Consider the following 16,674-nt stretch of genomic DNA (forward strand, 5'->3'; position numbering starts at 1 on the left):
GATGGAGCGACTGGCATGCATGACGACCGCACCCTGATCGAGTCCCGTCTCAAGCGCGTCCTGGAGGAGCGGGTCCGCCCCGCGATCCATCCGGAGTCCGTCCCGCTGGAGGTGGGGATCTGGACGGCCCCCGACGAACCGGTACCGGTGGCCGAGGGGATCGCCGCTCCCCGCACCCCGATCGCCGTGGGCGACGCCTGGGGAGCTCCGTGGGGCACGAGCTGGCTCACCGTGTCCGGGGCGGTACCACGGGCCTGGGCGGGACGGACCGTGGAGGCCCTGATCGACCTCGGCTTCGACGCGAACATGCCCGGATTCCAGTGCGAGGGGCTGGTGTACCGGCCCGACGGCTCGCCGGTGAAGGGGCTCAACCCGCGCAACCAGTGGGTGCGGGTCGCGGACCGGGCGGCCGGCGGGGAGGAGGTGCTGCTGCATGTGGAGGCCGCGTCCAATCCGGTGATCCTGGACTACCACCCCTTCCTGCCGACCGAGCTGGGCGAGAAGGAGACGGCGGGCGACACGCCGCAGTACCGGCTCGCGCGGATGGACCTGGCGGTCTTCGACGAGACCGTCTGGCAGCTGGTGATCGACCTGGAGGTGCTCGGCGAGCTGATGGCGGAGCTGCCGGTGGAGGGCGCCCGCCGCTGGGAGATCCTGCGGGCCGTGGAGAGCGCCCTGGACGCGATCGACCTCCAGGACGTGAACGCGACCGCCGCGGCCGCCCGTTCGCGCCTGGTGGAGGTGTTGTCCTCGCCGGCCGAGCCGTCGGCGCACCGGATCAGCGCGGTCGGCCACGCCCATATCGACTCGGCGTGGCTGTGGCCGCTGCGCGAGACGGTCCGCAAGGTGGCGCGGACGACGGCGAACATGACCGCTCTCCTGGAGGACGAGCCGGACTTCGTCTACACGATGTCCCAGGCGCAGCAGTACGCCTGGATCAAGGAGCACCGTCCGGAGGTGTACGCGCGGGTCAAGAAGGCGGTCTCGGAGGGCCGGTTCGTGCCGGCCGGGGGCATGTGGGTGGAGTCGGACACGAACATGCCGTCGTCGGAGGCGATGGCCCGTCAGTTCGTGCACGGCAAGCGGTTCTTCCTGGAGGAGTTCGGCGTCGAGAACGAGGAGGCGTGGCTGCCGGACACGTTCGGCTTCGCGGGCGGACTCCCCCAGATCATCAAGGCTGCCGGGTCGAAGTGGCTGCTGACGCAGAAGATCTCGTGGAGCCAGGTCAACTCCTTCCCGCACCACACCTTCTGGTGGGAGGGCATCGACGGCACGCGGATCTTCACGCACTTCCCGCCGATCGACACGTACAACTGCTCGATGCGGGGCAAGGAGATCGCGCACGCGGTGCGCAACTTCAAGGACAAGGGCCGCGCGCGGCATTCGATCGCGCCGACCGGCTGGGGCGACGGGGGTGGCGGCACGACGCGCGAGATGGTCGCGAAGGCGGCCCGGCTAAGGGATCTGGAGGGTTCGGCGCGGGTGCGCTGGGAGCGGCCTGCGGATTTCTTCGCCAAGGCCGAGGCCGAGTACCCGCACGCGCCGGTCTGGGTGGGCGAGTTGTACCTGGAGCTGCACCGGGCGACGCTGACGAGTCAGGCGCGGACCAAGCAGGGCAACCGGGCGAGCGAGAACCTGCTCCGGGAGGCCGAACTGTGGGCGGCGACCGCCTCGGCGCGGGCCGGAGTGCCCTATCCGTACGAGGAGTTGGACCGGATCTGGAAGACGGTGCTGCTGCACCAGTTCCACGACATCCTCCCCGGCTCCTCGATCGCGTGGGTGCACCGTGAGGCGGAGCGGACGTACGCGGCGGTCGCCGAGGAGCTGAACGGCATCATCGGCCGGGCGCAGGCGGTGCTGGCCGGTGATCCGGCGGCGGGCGGTCAGATGGTGTTCAACGCGGCGCCGCACGCGCGCGCGGGGGTTCCGGCCGGCGGGGCGGGCGCCGTGGTCCCGGCGGCGGACGACTGCACCGCCGAGGCGCGGCCGGACGGCGGCTTCGTGCTCGACAACGGGCTGCTGCGGGTGGGCGTGGACGGGCGCGGCCTGGTGGTGTCGGTGCTCGACCTGGCGACCGGCCGGGAGACGCTCGCTCCGGGGGCGGCGGCGAACCTGCTCCAGATCCATCCCGACTTCCCGAACATGTGGGACGCCTGGGACGTCGACCAGTTCTACCGGAACACCGTCACGGACCTGGTCGAGGCCGACGAGGTGGTGCTCGCCGAGGAGAGCGCGCGATCCGTGTCCGTACGCGTGACGCGGACGTTCGGCGCCTCGCGGGCGGTGCAGACGCTGACGCTCGTGGCGGGGGCGAAGCGGCTCGACCTGGACACGGAGGTCGACTGGCACGAGACGGAGAAGTTCCTCAAGGCGGCGTTCCCGCTCGACCTCCACACCGACCGGTACGCGGCGGAGACGCAGTTCGGCCATCTCTTCCGTCCCACGCACACCAACACCAGCTGGGAGGCGGCCAAGTTCGAGGCGTGCAACCACCGCTTCGTCCACTTCGAGGAGCCCGGCTGGGGCGTGGCCCTGGTGACCGCGTCGACGTACGGACACGATGTGACCCGTACCGTACGGGCCGAGGACGGCGGCACGACGACGACCGTACGGATGTCCCTGCTGCGCGCCCCGCGCTTCCCGGACCCGCACACCGACCAGGGCGTGCACCGGTTCCGCCACGCGCTGGTGCCGGGCGCCTCCGTCGGGGACGCCGTGCGCGAGGGCTACCGGATCAACCTGCCCGAGCGCGTGGTGGCCGGGGCGGCGGAGGTCGTGCCGCTGGTCGCGGTGGACTCCGACGCGGTCGTGGTCAGCGCGGTGAAGCTGGCCGACGACCGCGGTGGGGACGTCGTGGTCCGGCTCTACGAGTCCCGAGGCGGCCGCGCCCGGGCCCGTCTGACCACCGCCTTCGGCTGGGACGGGGTGACCGTGTGCGACCTGCTGGAGCGCCCGCTCGCCGACGCGCCGCCGGGCGCGGTGCGGGCGGAAGACGAGGGTGTGGACCTGACCCTGCGGCCGTTCGAGCTGGTCACGCTGCGCTTCGCCGGGGCCGGCCAGCGGGGGTGAAGCGCGTCGATACGGAAGTCATGGACGTGACACCGGCCGACCGCGCCCGCCAGGTGCGGATGGTCGGTGGCCAGCTCGGGGTGGCGGTGCTCCAGCTCCTCGGGGTCCTCGCGCGGCCAGAGCCGTAGAGCGGCGACGGCCGCGAGGAGGGCGAGGAGGCCGAGCGAGCCCGCGGCGACCGCGAGGCCGGCGTGCGCGGCCGCCCACCCCGCGAGGGGGTAGGTCAGCAGCCAGCAGCCGTGGGCGAGGGAGAACCGGGCGGCGAAGGCGGCGGGCAGGTCCGCGCCGGCGGCCGAGCGCCGCAGCAGCCGTCCGCCGGGCGTGAGGACGGCGGAGCAGGTGGCCCCGAGCAGCAGCCAGGCGGTGAGCAGCGCGGGCCAGGCCCAGGGGCCGGGGACCAGCGCCGTGCCCGCCGGGAGGAGGAGCAGGACCCCGGCCGTGACGAAGGCGGCGGGGAGCATGAGGGTGCGGTCGCCGATCCGGTCGAGGAGGCGGGGCAGCAGGAGCGCGACGGCCATGGAGCCGGCTCCGTACGCGCCGAGGGCGAGCGTGACGTCGCCGGCCGGGCGGCCGAGGACCTCGCGGACCAGGACGACGGTGGTGACGAGGACCATCGCGCCGCCGGCGGCGACGACGAGGTCCAGGGCGAGGAGCGCGCGCAGGCGCGGGGTGGCGAGGACGAGCCGGATGCCGAAGGCGGCCTTGGCGTAGGCGCCGCCGGTCCGCTCGGCCGGTGCGGGGCGGGGCAGGAGGACGGAGGCGACGAGGGCGGCGGAGGCGAGGAAGCCGACGGCGGTCCCGGTGAAGAGCAGGCCGGACGGGACGACCAGGAGCAGCGCGGCCGCGAGCGCCGGGCTGAAGAGGTTCTCCAGGTCGTGGGCGAGGCGGGAGAGCGACAGGGCGCGGGTGTAGTCGCGCTCGTCGGGCAGGACGTCGGGGACGGTCGCCTGGAAGGTCGGGGTGAAGGCGGCGGAGGCGGCCTGGAGCAGCAGGATCAGGGCGTACACCTGCCAGACCTCGGTGACAAAGGGCAGGGCGAGGGCGGCCGTGGCGCGGGTGAGGTCCGTGGCGACGAGGAGGGCGCGCCGGGGTATCCGGTCGGCGAAGGCGCCGACCAGGGGCGCGACGGAGACGTAGGCGACCATCTTGATCGCGAGGGCGGTCCCGAGGACGGCGGCGGCGTCGGCGCCCGCCAGGTCGTACGCGAGGAGGCTGAGCGCGACGGTCGCGAGGCCGGTGCCCGCCAGGGCGACGACCTGGGCGGTGAAGAGGCGGCGGTAGGTGCGGTTGCGCAGCACGGACAGCATGGGGCCCGCCCTCGTTCGGCTCCGGGGGTCGTGACCACGGTAGCGAACATGTGCATGATTGCGCACACGTGGACGGGAGGAGGGGGTTCAGTCGTGCCAGGGTTCTCCGGTCACCTGGTGGTCGGCATGGCTGATCGCCTCGACCACGAGGCGCCGCATATGGCCGTCGGGCAGCGTGTACAGGACGCGGCGGCCGTCCTTGCGGTGCTGGACGAGCCCGCTGAGCCGCAGCTTGGCCAGGTGCTGGCTCACGGCCGGCCGGGCCGCTCCGCAGGCCTCCGCGAGGGCGGTGACGTCCGACTCACCGCGCGAGAGGAGCCAGACCAGGTGCAGCCGGGTCGGGTCCGCGAGGAGCGCGAACACTCCTGCCGCCGCCGCGAGCTCGCGGGGCCCCGGTGTGCGCTGGTGCACCACGCTGGCAGGTGAGGACGGTTCGCGTTCCGACATGGGCCCATCGTAGGCACGGCGACGAAAGCCGCCCCGGCGCACGAGGCGCCGGGGCGGTCTTCCGTGAGGCTGTCGGGGGCCGTCAGAGCTTGTGCATGCCTTTGTAAGGGCTGAGGACTCGGACCTGGGTGGCTCCGAAGTCGACGAGCAGCGCTCCCGTCGGCTCCTGGCCGATGATCTTCCCGAGGCCGTGGCGATCGTGGGAGACGCGGTCACCGACGGCGAACTCCTTGATCACGGGATCGGTGGGAGCCGCGAAGGGGCTGGTGGACAGGTGGCGCCGGGGCGCGGATCGGTTCGTCATCGTCCTGTCAGTATGCCTCCCGTAAGGGCGGGGGCACAGACGCGCACGTCCCCGGGATGACCGGGCCCGCCCGGTCGCGGCGGCGAAGCCGGGCGGCCGTAGCACCAACCTGCCTGCGGGAGGGAGGAGTTGATCGTGACGATCACGATGGCGAGGCTTTTGCCCCGAAATGGTGACCCCAGGCCTCCGGGAGCCGCCGGCACAGGCTGATGAGGACCCCGAGGCCATCAGCCCTTCGTCAGTTCCTTGAGCGCGATGTTGAGCTTGAGGACGTTGACACGGGGCTCCCCGACGAAGCCGAGGATCCGGTCGTCGGTGTGGTCGGCGACGAGCTTCTCGACCCGCTTGACGTCGAGGCCGTTCCGCTCCGCCACCCGGTGGACCTGCAGCTCCGCGTACGCCGGGGAGATGTGCGGGTCCAGGCCGGAGCCGGAGGAGGTGACGGCGTCGGCGGGGACGTCGGACGGCTGCACCTGATAGGTGGCGGTGGAGTTGTCCTTGACGACGGCCGCCTTGGCCTCCTTCACCCACTGGATCAGTTCGGCGTTGTCACCGGAGCGGTTGGTCGCGCCCGAGAGGATCAGTCGGTACTGGGTGTTGACGGAGTTCTCGCCGAGGCCGCGGGAGGGGCGGGGCTGGAACCACTTCAGGTCCTCGTAGGTCTGGCCGATCAGCTCGGAGCCGACCACCCTCCCGCTCGCGTCCTTGACCTCGGACCCGCCCGCCTGGTGGGGGAAGACCGCCTGGGCGACTCCTGTGACGGCCAGCGGGTAGAGCACCCCGCACACGACCGTGAGGACGAGGAGGGCGCGCAGGCCCGCCCAGAGCACCCGCCCCGCGTTTCCTACCGAGTTGTTCATGTCAGCACGCTTTCCGATTCAACGCAGACCGGGGACGAGGGAGAGGAGCATGTCGATGAGCTTGATGCCGATGAACGGGGCGATCAGGCCGCCGAGGCCGTAGATCCCGAGGTTCCGGCGGAGCATCCTGTCCGCGCTCGTCGGCCGGTAGCGCACGCCCTTCAGGGCGAGCGGGACCAGCGCGACGATGATCAGCGCGTTGAAGATGACGGCGGAGAGGATCGCGGACTCGGGCGAGGACAGGCCCATGATGTTGAGCTTGTCCAGCGACGGGTAGGCCACGGCGAACATCGCGGGGATGATCGCGAAGTACTTGGCCACGTCGTTGGCGATCGAGAAGGTCGTCAACGCGCCCCGGGTGATCAGGAGTTGCTTGCCGATCTCGACGATCTCGATGAGCTTGGTCGGGTTGGAGTCCAGGTCCACCATGTTCCCGGCCTCCTTGGCGGCCGAGGTGCCGGTGTTCATGGCCACGCCGACGTCCGCCTGGGCGAGCGCGGGCGCGTCGTTCGTACCGTCGCCGGTCATCGCGACGAGCTTGCCGCCGGCCTGCTCGCGCTTGATCAGCGCCATCTTGTCCTCGGGGGTCGCCTCGGCCAGGAAGTCGTCGACCCCCGCCTCCTCGGCGATGGCCCTGGCGGTCAGCGGGTTGTCACCCGTGATCATGACCGTCTTGATGCCCATGCGGCGCAGCTCGTCGAACCGCTCCCGCATGCCCTCCTTGACGACGTCCTTGAGGTGGATGACACCGAGGACGCGGGCGCCCTTGTCGTCCTTGACGGCGACGAGCAGCGGCGTGCCGCCCGCTTCGGAGATCCTGTCGGCCAGCGTGGCGGCGTCGTCGGCGACCTCGCCGCCCTGCTCGCGAACCCAGGTGACGACCGAGCCGGCCGCGCCCTTACGGGTCTGCCTGCCGTCGACGTCGACACCCGACATACGGGTCTGAGCGGTGAACTCGATCCAGGTGGCGTGGGCGAGTTCGCCCTGGTGGCGCTCGCGCAGTCCGTACCTCTCCTTGGCGAGAATCACGACGGAGCGGCCCTCGGGCGTCTCGTCGGCCAGCGAGGAGAGCTGGGCGGCGTCGGCCAGTTCGGCCTCCGTGGCGCCTTTGACGGGGACGAACTCGGCGGCCTGCCGGTTGCCCAGCGTGATGGTGCCGGTCTTGTCCAGGAGCAGTGTGGAGACGTCGCCGGCGGCCTCGACCGCGCGGCCCGACATGGCGAGGACGTTGCGCTGCACGAGCCGGTCCATGCCGGCGATGCCGATGGCCGAGAGCAGCGCGCCGATCGTGGTCGGGATGAGGCAGACCAGGAGCGCGGTGAGGACGATCAACGAGGTCTGCTCGTCGGCGCCCGCGTAGATCGCGAACGGCTTCAGCGTGACGACGGCGAGCAGGAAGACGACGGTGAGGGACGCCAGCAGGATGTTGAGGGCGATCTCGTTCGGGGTCTTCTGCCGGGCGGCGCCCTCGACCAGGTTGATCATGCGGTCGATGAAGGTCTCGCCGGGCTTCGTCGTGATCTTGACGACGATCCGGTCGGACAGCACCTTCGTACCGCCGGTGACGGCCGAGCGGTCGCCGCCGGACTCGCGGATGACCGGGGCCGACTCGCCGGTGATGGCGGACTCGTCGACGCTCGCCACACCCTCGACGACGTCCCCGTCGCCGGGGATGACGTCGCCGGCCTCGCAGACCACCAGGTCGCCGATCCTCAGTTCGGTGCCGGGGACGCGCTCCTCGCTCCCGCCGACGATCCGGCGCGCCACCGTGTCGGTCTTGGCCTTGCGGAGCGTGTCGGCCTGGGCCTTGCCGCGGCCCTCGGCCACGGCCTCGGCCAGGTTGGCGAAGATCGTGGTCAGCCAGAGCCAGGCGGTGATCGCCCAGCCGAACCAGTCGCCCGGGTCCTTGACGGCGAGCACCGTGGTGACCACCGAGCCGATGAGGACGACGAACATCACGGGTGACTTGACCATCACCCGGGGGTCGAGCTTCTTGATCGCGTCAGGGAAGGACGTGATCAGCTGCTGGGGGTCGAACAGCCCCCCGCCGACGCGTCCGGCCGGCTGGTGTCCGACGGACGGGTCGCCGTGCGGCGCCCGCGTCGGAGCGGGGGTTTCGATGGCGGTAGACGTCTGTGTCACGGCGTCCTCGTGCTTCTTCACGTCGATGGTCATGCCGCGAGCCCCTCGGCGAGCGGGCCAAGGGCAAGGGCCGGGAAGTAGGTCAGACCGGTGATGATCATGATCGTGCCGACCAGGAGGCCGGTGAACAGCGGCTTCTCGGTCCGCAGCGTGCCCGCGGTCTCGGGGACGGGTTTCTGCTCGGCCAGCGAACCGGCCAGGGCCAGGACGAACACCATGGGCAGGAACCGGCCGAGCAGCATCGCGATGCCGATCGTCGAGTTGAACCACTGGGTGTCGGCGTTGAGGCCGGCGAACGCGGAGCCGTTGTTGTTGGCTCCGGAGGTGTACGCGTAGAGAATCTCGGAGAACCCGTGCGCGCCGCTGTTCGTCATGGAGTGCGCCGGGGTGTCCAACGCCATGGCCGCTGCCGTGAAACACAGCACCAGCGCGGGCGTCACCAGGATGTAGCAGGCCGCGAACTTGATCTCGCGGGTGCCGATCTTCTTGCCCAGGTACTCGGGCGTACGACCGACCATCAGACCGGCGACGAACACCGCGATGACCGCCATGATCAGCATGCCGTAGAGGCCGGAGCCGACACCGCCGGGCGCGATCTCGCCGAGCTGCATGCCGAGCAGGTTGACGCCGCCGCCGAAGCCGGTGTTCGAGGAGTGGAAGGAGTTCACCGCGCCGGTCGACGTCAGCGTGGTGGCGACGGAGAAGATCGCCGAGGCGCTGATGCCGAAGCGGGTCTCCTTGCCTTCCATGGCGCCGCCGGCCAGCTCGAACGCCGGTCCCTTGCCGGCGAACTCGGTCCACAGCATCAGGCCCGTGAAGACGAGCCAGATCGTCACCATCGTGCCGAGGATCGCGTAACCCTGCTTGAGCGAGCCGACCATGCGACCGAACGTGCGGGTCAGCGCGAAGGGGATGACGAGGATCAGGAAGATCTCGAAGAGGTTCGAGAGGCCGTTGGGGTTCTCGAAGGGGTGGGCCGAGTTGGCGTTGAAGTAGCCGCCACCATTGGTGCCCAGCTCCTTGATGACCTCCTGGGAGGCGACCGCGCCGCCGTTCCACTGCTGCGAGCCGCCCAGGAACTGGCCGACCTCGTGGATGCCCGCGAAGTTCTGGATCGCGCCGCAGGCGACGAGGATCAGGGCGCCCACGACGGAGATCGGGAGCAGGATCCGCACGACACCGCGGACGAGGTCGGCCCAGAAGTTGCCGAGCTCACCGGTACGGCTCCGGGCGAATCCGCGCACGAGGGCGACGGCGACCGCCATACCCACGGCGGCCGAGACGAAGTTCTGCACCGCCAAACCGCCGGTCTGCACGACGTGGCCCATGGCCTGCTCGCCGTAGTACGACTGCCAGTTGGTGTTGGCGACGAACGACGCGGCGGTGTTGAACGCCTGGTCCGGGTCGATCGAGGCGAAGCCGAGGGAGCCGGGGAGCACGCCCTGCACCCGCTGGAGCAGATAGAGGAAGAGCACGCTCACCGCCGAGAAGGCGAGGACGCCGCGCAGGTACGCGGGCCAGCGCATCTCGGTGTTCGGCTGGGCGCCGATGGCCTTGTAGATCCACTTCTCGACGCGCAGGTGCCGGTCGGAGGAGTAGACGCGGGCCATGTGGTCACCGAGCGGGCGGTACGCCAGGCCGAGAGCGACGATCAGCGCGAGGAGCTGGAGGGTGCCGGCAAGGACGGGGCTCATGTGCCCCGGAGCGGCAGCGACCGGTGACACAGTCAGAACCTCTCCGGCTTGACGAGGGCGAGGACGAGATAGCCCAGCAGGGCGGCGGCCACGATCAGACCGACGATGTTCTCGGCAGTCACAGCTTGGCCACCCCCTTGGCGATGAAGGCCACCAGCGCGAAGACCGCGATCGTGGTGACGACGAAGGCCAGGTCGGCCATCGTGAGCTCCTGAGTGAAGAACGGATTCTCGGACAAGACGAGCAAAACCCTGTTCCGGCGGGTCCCGGCCGCCGTTAACGGGTCCCTGATGACGCGCGGCGCGCTCTTGACGCGTCCTGTACGGGGTGGGGAAGCGCGCGGAGCCGCTCCGTCAGACCTCGGTGGTGCCCGCCCGGTGCGGCGTATCCGCTGATCACGGCCAGCGCGTCCGGTCGCGGCGTCCGCGCCCCACGTCGGAACGCGTCGGCGTACGGGCCTCGCCGAGTTGTCGCGTAGTTGGCCGGTCAGGGGGCGCTCGTCGGGGTCGCCGTGGTCGAGCGTGCCGCGGATGGCCCGGGCCAGGCCCAGGGCGGTGGCGGCGCCGGTGTCACCTCTGTCACCTCGCACGGCCTTTCCCTCTCCCCCGGTGGATCACCGACGTACGGTGTGAGCCGGGGAGTTGAGGACACGGGGACGGAAGGGGAGCGATGGTTCCGGGGACGGTGCAGCAGTTGACCATTCTGCTGGTTCTGGTGCTGCCCGGAGTCGTCTACCAGGCCGTACGGGAGCATCTGCGCGGCGCGCTCGCGGCGGAGCAGGAACCGCAGAACCGGCTCGTGCGGGCCATCGCGGCGGGTGCCCTGCTCGACGCCCTGTACGCGGTGGCCGCAGGGCCGTGGCTGGTGCGGCTGCTCGCGGGGCAGGGCAAGGGGCCTGTCGCCGGGGTGCTCGCGCACCCTCGGGAGGCGGGCCTCGCGGCGCTCGCCCTGGTGGTCATGGTGCCGGCGGGGATCGCGTGGGCGGAGGCCCGGCTCGACCGGCGGCGCAGGCGGGCCCGGTACGAGCCGACGCCGACGGCCTGGGACGCGCTCTTCCGGGACAGAGGCTCGTGTTTCGTCCGGGCGCGACTCAAGAGCGGTCTGTGGGTGGGTGGTTGGCTGGGATCGAGGTCGGCGGTGTCGGCCTACCCCCAGCCGGGCGACGTCTATCTCCAGGCCCAGTACCGGATGGGGGCCGACGGCAGGTTCCTGGGACGGGTCCCGGACACCGGCGGGGTGTATCTGCGCGCCGCCGACATCGACGTACTGGAAGTGCTGCTGCGGCCGACGGCGCCGGCCGTCCCCTCGACGCGGCCGCACGCGGAGGAAGGAGCGGGACATGACGAGACCTCACCAGCCGGATGAGGAAGGCGACTGGGAGGAGCTGCTCGCGGAGTTCTCGGAGCGCCGCACCTACCGGCCCTCCGACGACGCGGCAGAGCCGGACGACGTGCCCCAGGCACCGTCCGGCACGGCGATGGGCGAGACGGCTAGGGGCGAGGCGACGCCGTCCGACTGAACGGCCGGGCGGTGACCGGCCGACGGCCGACGGCTGTCACGGACCGGTGTGGATGTGCGCGGCCCAGAGATGGGGCGCGCGGGCGAGGCGGCGGCGCAACTCCCTGACCGGATGGTGCAGGGCTCTCGCCGGGTCGATCGGGCGGCCGCGTGCGAGGTCGTCCACGAGGGTCGCGTACAGCTCCTCCGTCAGCCGGGTCGCCACCTTGTCGGCGACCGGCCACAGCGTGCCGATCACATGCGGGTAGCCGGCCAGTTGGAACGACGAGGCCAGGTGAACCGACTCGTCCGGCAGGGTGAGACCGCCCTGGGAGGTCGAGCAGGCCGACAGGACGGCGAGGACCGCCTCGCGCGGGCGCTGCTCGGCAGCGTCGCGGACCGTGAGCCGCCCGTCGTGGAGGACAAGACCGCTCTCGGACGGCGTGTCCGGGTCGCTCACGCCGTGGCAGCTGAAGTGGACCCAGGGGTGCGCCGGGAGGGCGTCGCGGACGGCTGCGACGGTGGCGGCGTCGCCCGCGAGTTCGACGTGCGAGGGGAAGAGTTTCCGGAGCAGCTTCGCCTCCTGGGAGGCGCCGGGCAGCGACGGGGCGCCGGGTGTCTCGGCGAGGGTGACGATCAGCGGGGTGGGAGCGGTCACGGCGGCGCGGACGGGCGCCTTCCGGGCGCGGACCAGGGCGCGCAGCGTCGGAGTGTACGAGGAGACGACCCGGTCCATGACCGTCTCGCCCGTCCTCGGGTCGGGGCGGCCGGAGGCGTGCAGCGGAAGGAACGACAGCCACCCCGTGGGGCACCACCACAGGCGGGTCGACGGTCCGTCCTCGCGCGGGGCGGCGAGCGGGCCCAGCCGGTCAAGGACCGGTTCGGCGACGGCGGTCCACAGCCACTCCAGGGTGTCGGACAGGGTGCCCATCGCGGCGACGGCCTGCCGGGCCCCCTGCTCCCCGTACGCCTGGTCGATGCTCGCGACGAACTCCACGGTCCGGTTGACGGTTTCCTCGAAGGTCAGCGCGGGCAGCGGCACGACCTGGATGCCCTCCTCGGCGGTGACGAGGATCGCGTCGGAGCCGTGCCGGCTGACGTTGACCACCACGACCGGCCCGCCGGAGGCCGCGCCGAGCAGATCCGCCGCTGTCGGGGCCCCCAGGAAGTCCTCGAGGCCGTCCAGTCGGCGGACCCGGTCGAGGAGTTCGTCCCATGTCCGGGCCAAGGCGTGCCGTGACTCGGCGAGCAGCCCGGCCTCGCGCCCCGAGTACGACGGGCCGGGGTCTCCGGGATCGGCGGGGATCGTCACGGCTCCGCCCGTCGGACCGGTCAGCGCGTCGCGGACCCGCTCGAACTCGGCGGCCAGGGCCGGGTCGGCCGCCCGCAGCCGGGACAGGTCGCCCCGGGCCTCCACGCCCTGGGCGAGCAGGATGCCGCGCCCCTGTTCGAGGAGGGTGAGCGCGGTGAGGGGGTCGCCCGTCCGCAGCGCGAACGCGGCGGCGTCGGAGGCGAGGCCCGTGCCGCCGGCCAGCCGGTCTTCCTGGTCCGCGCGGGCGAGACCGCGCGGGGCGAGCCGCGGCAGCAGTCCGACGGCGTACGCGTAGCCGCTGAGCGCTTCGGCGTCCTCGCCGGCGGCGGCCGCCGCGTCTCCCCAGGTACGGGCGGCCAGCAGGCGCTTGGAGAGCGAGGCGGCCGTGCTGTGGGCGGCCTGCCGCGCGCACCGGATGGCTTCGGCGCGATCCGCCCGCGCGGTGGAGACCGGCGCCCGGTCGAGGCCTGCGCGGGCGAGGTGGGTCCTGGCCAGGAGCCACAGGGCCTGGGCGTGGTCGGGGTGGCTTTCGGGGATGCGGCCGAGCGCCTCCCGTACGGCGCTCAGCCCTCGGTCGAGCAGGGGACGGAGGCCGGGGTCCGTGGCGTCCTCGGCGGTCTCCACGGTGGCCGTGATGGTGCCGGCCAGGTTGAGCAGGGCGAGCGGCCGCCGGGGGTGACGGTCGTCCAAGCCCGCGATGGCCTCCTCCAGGACGCGCCGCGACTCCCCGAGGCGTTCGGCGTCGGCCTCCCCGTTCCGGCGGATCGCGACGCGGAGCAGCAGGACGCCGAGGTTGACGCGCGCGGTGTCCCTGCCGTGCCTCTCGCCGTGTTCCAGCGAGATCGCCTCGCGCAGCAGCACCGCCGCCTCGTCGGCGGCGGCCCGGTCCCCGGTGACGTAGTACTGGATGCTCAACGCCTGTGCGAGGTTGGAGAGTTGGAAAGCGCGGTCGAAGGAGGTGGGCGTGCCCTCCTCCACGGTGCGGCGCAGGACGGTCAGGCCTTCGGTGAGCCAGGTGCGATCGCCGGTGAGACGCGAACGCCGTACGAGGGCGAGGCCCAGGTTCATGAAGACACCCGGGCGCCCCGCGTGCTGGGCGGGGACGGCGGCGGCGGCCTCGCGCAGGACGCCGAGCGCCGTGTCCATGAGGGTGTGGTCGACGGTGTCGGCGGCGCGTTCGAAGAGGGTGTTGCCGTAGTTGGTGAGGGCGACATGCCGCTCGCCGGATTCCTGGGCGTGGTCGATCACCGCGCGGTAGTGGTCAAGGGCCTCCTCGCGCAAGGACTCGTCGAAGGTGAGCCGGTGGCGCTCGACGAGGAGGTTGGCGAGGTTGAGGCGGGCGCCCCACACGGAGGTCGGGCGGGCGCCCGAGGTCCTCGGCGCGATGACCTCGGTCGCGGCGACGGCCTGTCGTTGCAGGTGGACGGCTTCTTCGAGGGGCGCCTCCTCGCCGGTGAAGCGGGAGAGGGAGCGCAGGGCGTTGCCGAGTCGGGTGAGGTTCTCGGCCGTGCCGGGCACGGTGGGCCCGGCGGCGCGGACGGCCTCGCGCAGCATCTCGACGGCCTCCTCCACGAGTGCGACGTCCGAGCGGTGCTGGGCGAGGCGTTGCAGCGCGTCACCCAGGTTGCCGAGGCGGTGCGCGCGGTAGCGGTCGTTCGGCCCGGTCAGCTCGACGGCCTCCCGGTGCGACCGTACGCCCTCGGTCAGCGGCGCCTCGTCGGCGGTGAGGGTGCCCAGGCGCACCAGCGCGGCGCCGAGGTTGGAGCAGGCCACCGCCCTGTCCTGCCCGGCGTCGGGCGGGGCGGCCGCCACGGCGAGCCGCAGCACGCGTACGGCCTCGGCGCAGGCTTCGAGGCCGCCGGTCGTGTCGACGTGCTCCAGGTGGACGCAGCCGAGGTCGGAGAGGTACTCCGAGCGCCGGGGGTCGTCCTCGCCCATCAGGGCGAGCGCCTCGCTGATATGGGCGAGGCCTTCACGGCGGGTGTCCTCGGCGCGCGCGGCCTCCGGGCCGGAGAGGGTGACCTGCGCGGTGGCGCGGTTCGCCCGTCCGACGAGCAACTGCCCGAGGCTGTGGCGGGCGGCGGCCCCGACGCCGTCGTCCCCGACCGTCAGCGCGAGGCACTCCCGGTACGTCCGCTCCGCCTCCGCCGCGTGCGCCGCGGCCTGCTCGCCCAGGCCGCGGCCCGACGCGTCCAGCACCCTCGCGAGGTGGAGCAGGACGCGGGCGCGTCCGCCGGAGTCCCGTGGCGTCTCGGCGGCGACGCGCCGCATCAGGGCGAGCGCTTCGGCGAGCGCGTCGGGTGCTTCGGGCGCCTCAGGCGCGTCGGGCGCCTGGCCGACGGCGTTGGCGCGCAGCCTCAGCAGGTCGGCGAAGTCCACGGCCCGGCCCGCGTACTGACCGTCGTGCGGCGCGGTGGCCTCCAGCGCGCCGCGGCCCTGCTCGATCGCGGCGTCCAGCTCGGCGAGGTCACCGCTTTCGACGTACCGGGTGCGCAGGACCTCGGACAGGATGTGCTGGGCGTGGACGTGGGCCGGGTGGCCGGGCGGGGCGGCCGCCAGGGCGTCTCGGGCCGCGCGGTGGGCCTCGTCGAGGGCGGCGGGGCTCCTGGTGTTCTGCGAACGGCCGTTGAGGACGAAGGCGAGGTTGGCCAGGTAGAGGGAGGCCTCGACGGGGTTTCCCGCCATGGCGGCCGCGCGGCGGATGGTGTCGATGCCCTCGTCCTGGAGCGCGGCGCGGTCCTGCGGGCCGGTGGCCTGCGCCGGCGCGAGGGAGAGGGCGATCTCCGCCATGCCGAGATCGGCGAGATGGGCGGCGGGCGGCGCCTGCCCCGGGGGCTCGGCCGCGACGGAACGGCGGAGGAAGTCGACGGCCTCGACCAGGAGGGCCGGCTCGTCGAGCCGTGACGCGGCGCTGAGGAGCGCCGAACCGAGCAGGCCGAGGTGCAGGGCGTGGTGCCGGCCTCCCGGGGGGCTCACGCGCAGCGTCCGACGCAGGATCTTGACGCTCTCGCGCGACGTGTCCGGATCCGACGTCGCCTCCGCCGCGTGCCTCAGGACCAGCCCCAGGTTGCCCAGCCTGCGGGCCTCTTCGGCCCGATCCCAGGCGGGGGCGGCCACGGAAGCGCGGCTCTGGCGCACGGCGTCGTCGAGCAGTTCGGGGCCGACGCCGTCCCGGAATCCGTAGAGGAGGACCAGGCCGAGGTCGGACAGGCATGTGCCCTGTTCGACGCTGCCCTCGGGGAACCCGGCGACTGCGTGGCGCAGCAGGGCGGCCGCGGCGGGCAACAGGACGGGATTGCGGTGCTGCGTGTACTGGAGGTGAATCCCGACGCCCGCGTCGTACGCGCTGCCGGGGTCGGCGTCCGCTCCGGCGGGCTCGCCCGCGAGGAGCGCGAGCAGCGGGCTCAGCACGGGGGGGACGTGGTCCGGCGAGACGCGGTGGACGTCGAAGAAGCAGACGACGGCCGAGCCGAGCGCCGCGAGGTCCTCCCCGCCGCCCGCGAGGTAGCGGCCCCAGGTGTAGTAGCCGATCGCGTTGACGGCGGAGAGCAGGAGGTTGCCGTCCGGGAGCGTCCCGGCGCCGCGCACCGCGTCGGCGACCGCGGCGGCCTCCTGGCTCAGGAACCAGCCCAGCGCCTCGGGGTCGTTCTCCGCCCGCTGGACGTGGTCCAGGATGGGCTGCGCCGCCTCCTCTACGTTCATCGCCCGCGCCCCCACTCCCCCGTCGGCCCGGCCGTCGCGCCAGGTCGAGGTCAACGTAACCCAGCGGTACGGATGTTGACCAAGGAGGACGGGCCGTACCGAAGTATCCCGGCCACCCGCGCCGCCACCCGCGACGCCCGCGCCGTCGGAACCGCGTATCCGACGGGACCCGGCACCGTCCCCGCCCAGCCCCGGCCCCAACATCCGCCCCAGCGCCCTCACCCGCACGAACGGCAGAGCGACCCTGCCGGCCTGAGGCATCGGAACGCCGCGCCCCGCCCGCACCCGCCGCCCGCCGAGGGCCGCGAGCAGCCCACCCCGGCCGCTCGCGGCCCTCGGC

General features: G+C 72.6%; 10 protein-coding genes and 1 pseudogene. 3 read left to right on the forward strand and 8 right to left on the reverse strand.

Going from position 1 to position 16,674, the window contains the following annotated elements; genetic code table 11:
* The first annotated feature begins 15 nt into the window (after positions 1–15).
* Positions 16–3,069 (forward strand): alpha-mannosidase, encoded by a 3,054-nt coding sequence (locus tag ACWF79_RS20740; RefSeq protein ID WP_453729576.1) that lies wholly within the window; start codon positions 16–18, stop codon positions 3,067–3,069.
* On the opposite strand, the pseudogene ACWF79_RS20745 reads toward ACWF79_RS20740, so the two are convergent.
* The 7 genes and pseudogenes from ACWF79_RS20745 to kdpF form a co-directional block, all read right to left on the reverse strand.
* A pseudogene (locus tag ACWF79_RS20745) lies at positions 3,060–4,376 on the reverse strand (MFS transporter); the annotation flags it as partial. The gene ACWF79_RS20740 and the pseudogene ACWF79_RS20745 overlap by 10 nt on opposite strands.
* A gap of 87 nt (positions 4,377–4,463) precedes the next feature.
* The gene (locus ACWF79_RS20750; RefSeq protein ID WP_453729577.1) at positions 4,464–4,823 is read right to left on the reverse strand and encodes an ArsR/SmtB family transcription factor; all 360 of its coding nucleotides are present in this window, start codon (positions 4,821–4,823) and stop codon (positions 4,464–4,466) included.
* An 82-nt stretch (positions 4,824–4,905) separates the two neighbouring features.
* Complete coding sequence (locus ACWF79_RS20755) at positions 4,906–5,127, reverse strand: hypothetical protein (RefSeq protein WP_453729578.1); 222 nt, start codon at positions 5,125–5,127, stop codon at positions 4,906–4,908.
* A 227-nt stretch (positions 5,128–5,354) separates the two neighbouring features.
* On the reverse strand, positions 5,355–5,987 hold the full coding sequence (locus ACWF79_RS20760) for a potassium-transporting ATPase subunit C (RefSeq protein ID WP_453729579.1): 633 nt from the start codon (positions 5,985–5,987) through the stop codon (positions 5,355–5,357).
* Between the two features lie 18 nt (positions 5,988–6,005).
* The gene (gene kdpB / locus ACWF79_RS20765; protein WP_453729580.1) at positions 6,006–8,162 is read right to left on the reverse strand and encodes a potassium-transporting ATPase subunit KdpB; all 2,157 of its coding nucleotides are present in this window, start codon (positions 8,160–8,162) and stop codon (positions 6,006–6,008) included.
* Complete coding sequence (gene kdpA, locus ACWF79_RS20770) at positions 8,159–9,823, reverse strand: potassium-transporting ATPase subunit KdpA (protein ID WP_453729581.1); 1,665 nt, start codon at positions 9,821–9,823, stop codon at positions 8,159–8,161. Before kdpA ends, kdpB begins: the two co-directional genes overlap by 4 nt.
* A 32-nt stretch (positions 9,824–9,855) precedes the next feature.
* Complete coding sequence (gene kdpF, locus ACWF79_RS20775) at positions 9,856–9,945, reverse strand: K(+)-transporting ATPase subunit F (RefSeq protein ID WP_290353327.1); 90 nt, start codon at positions 9,943–9,945, stop codon at positions 9,856–9,858.
* 562 nt (positions 9,946–10,507) lie between these two features.
* On the opposite strand from kdpF, the gene ACWF79_RS20780 reads away from it, so the two are divergent.
* The gene (locus tag ACWF79_RS20780) at positions 10,508–11,188 is read left to right on the forward strand and encodes a DUF6338 family protein (RefSeq protein ID WP_453729582.1); all 681 of its coding nucleotides are present in this window, start codon (positions 10,508–10,510) and stop codon (positions 11,186–11,188) included.
* Positions 11,163–11,342: a hypothetical protein gene (locus tag ACWF79_RS20785; protein ID WP_453729583.1), complete on the forward strand. Its 180-nt coding sequence runs from the start codon at positions 11,163–11,165 to the stop codon at positions 11,340–11,342. Before ACWF79_RS20780 ends, ACWF79_RS20785 begins: the two co-directional genes overlap by 26 nt.
* 36 nt (positions 11,343–11,378) lie before the next feature.
* On the opposite strand, the gene ACWF79_RS20790 is transcribed toward ACWF79_RS20785, so the two are convergent.
* Entirely contained in the window at positions 11,379–16,334 is a 4,956-nt protein-coding gene (locus tag ACWF79_RS20790) for a CHAT domain-containing protein (RefSeq protein WP_453729584.1), read from the reverse strand.
* Positions 16,335–16,674: the final 340 nt, after the last annotated feature.

The organism is Streptomyces sp. NPDC054975, assembly GCF_053609105.1.

Bases quoted from the DNA above. Each gene is read 5' to 3' on its own strand.
- kdpB (WP_453729580.1), bottom strand. From the start codon at position 8,162: ATGACCATCGACGTGAAGAAGCACGAGGACGCCGTGACACAGACGTCT.
- kdpA (WP_453729581.1), bottom strand. From the start codon at position 9,823: ATGAGCCCCGTCCTTGCCGGCACCCTCCAGCTCCTCGCGCTGATCGTC.
- ACWF79_RS20755 (WP_453729578.1), bottom strand. From the start codon at position 5,127: ATGACGAACCGATCCGCGCCCCGGCGCCACCTGTCCACCAGCCCCTTC.
- ACWF79_RS20750 (WP_453729577.1), bottom strand. From the start codon at position 4,823: ATGTCGGAACGCGAACCGTCCTCACCTGCCAGCGTGGTGCACCAGCGC.
- ACWF79_RS20760 (WP_453729579.1), bottom strand. From the start codon at position 5,987: ATGAACAACTCGGTAGGAAACGCGGGGCGGGTGCTCTGGGCGGGCCTG.
- ACWF79_RS20740 (WP_453729576.1), top strand. From the start codon at position 16: ATGCATGACGACCGCACCCTGATCGAGTCCCGTCTCAAGCGCGTCCTG.
- ACWF79_RS20790 (WP_453729584.1), bottom strand. From the start codon at position 16,334: ATGAACGTAGAGGAGGCGGCGCAGCCCATCCTGGACCACGTCCAGCGG.
- ACWF79_RS20785 (WP_453729583.1), top strand. From the start codon at position 11,163: ATGACGAGACCTCACCAGCCGGATGAGGAAGGCGACTGGGAGGAGCTG.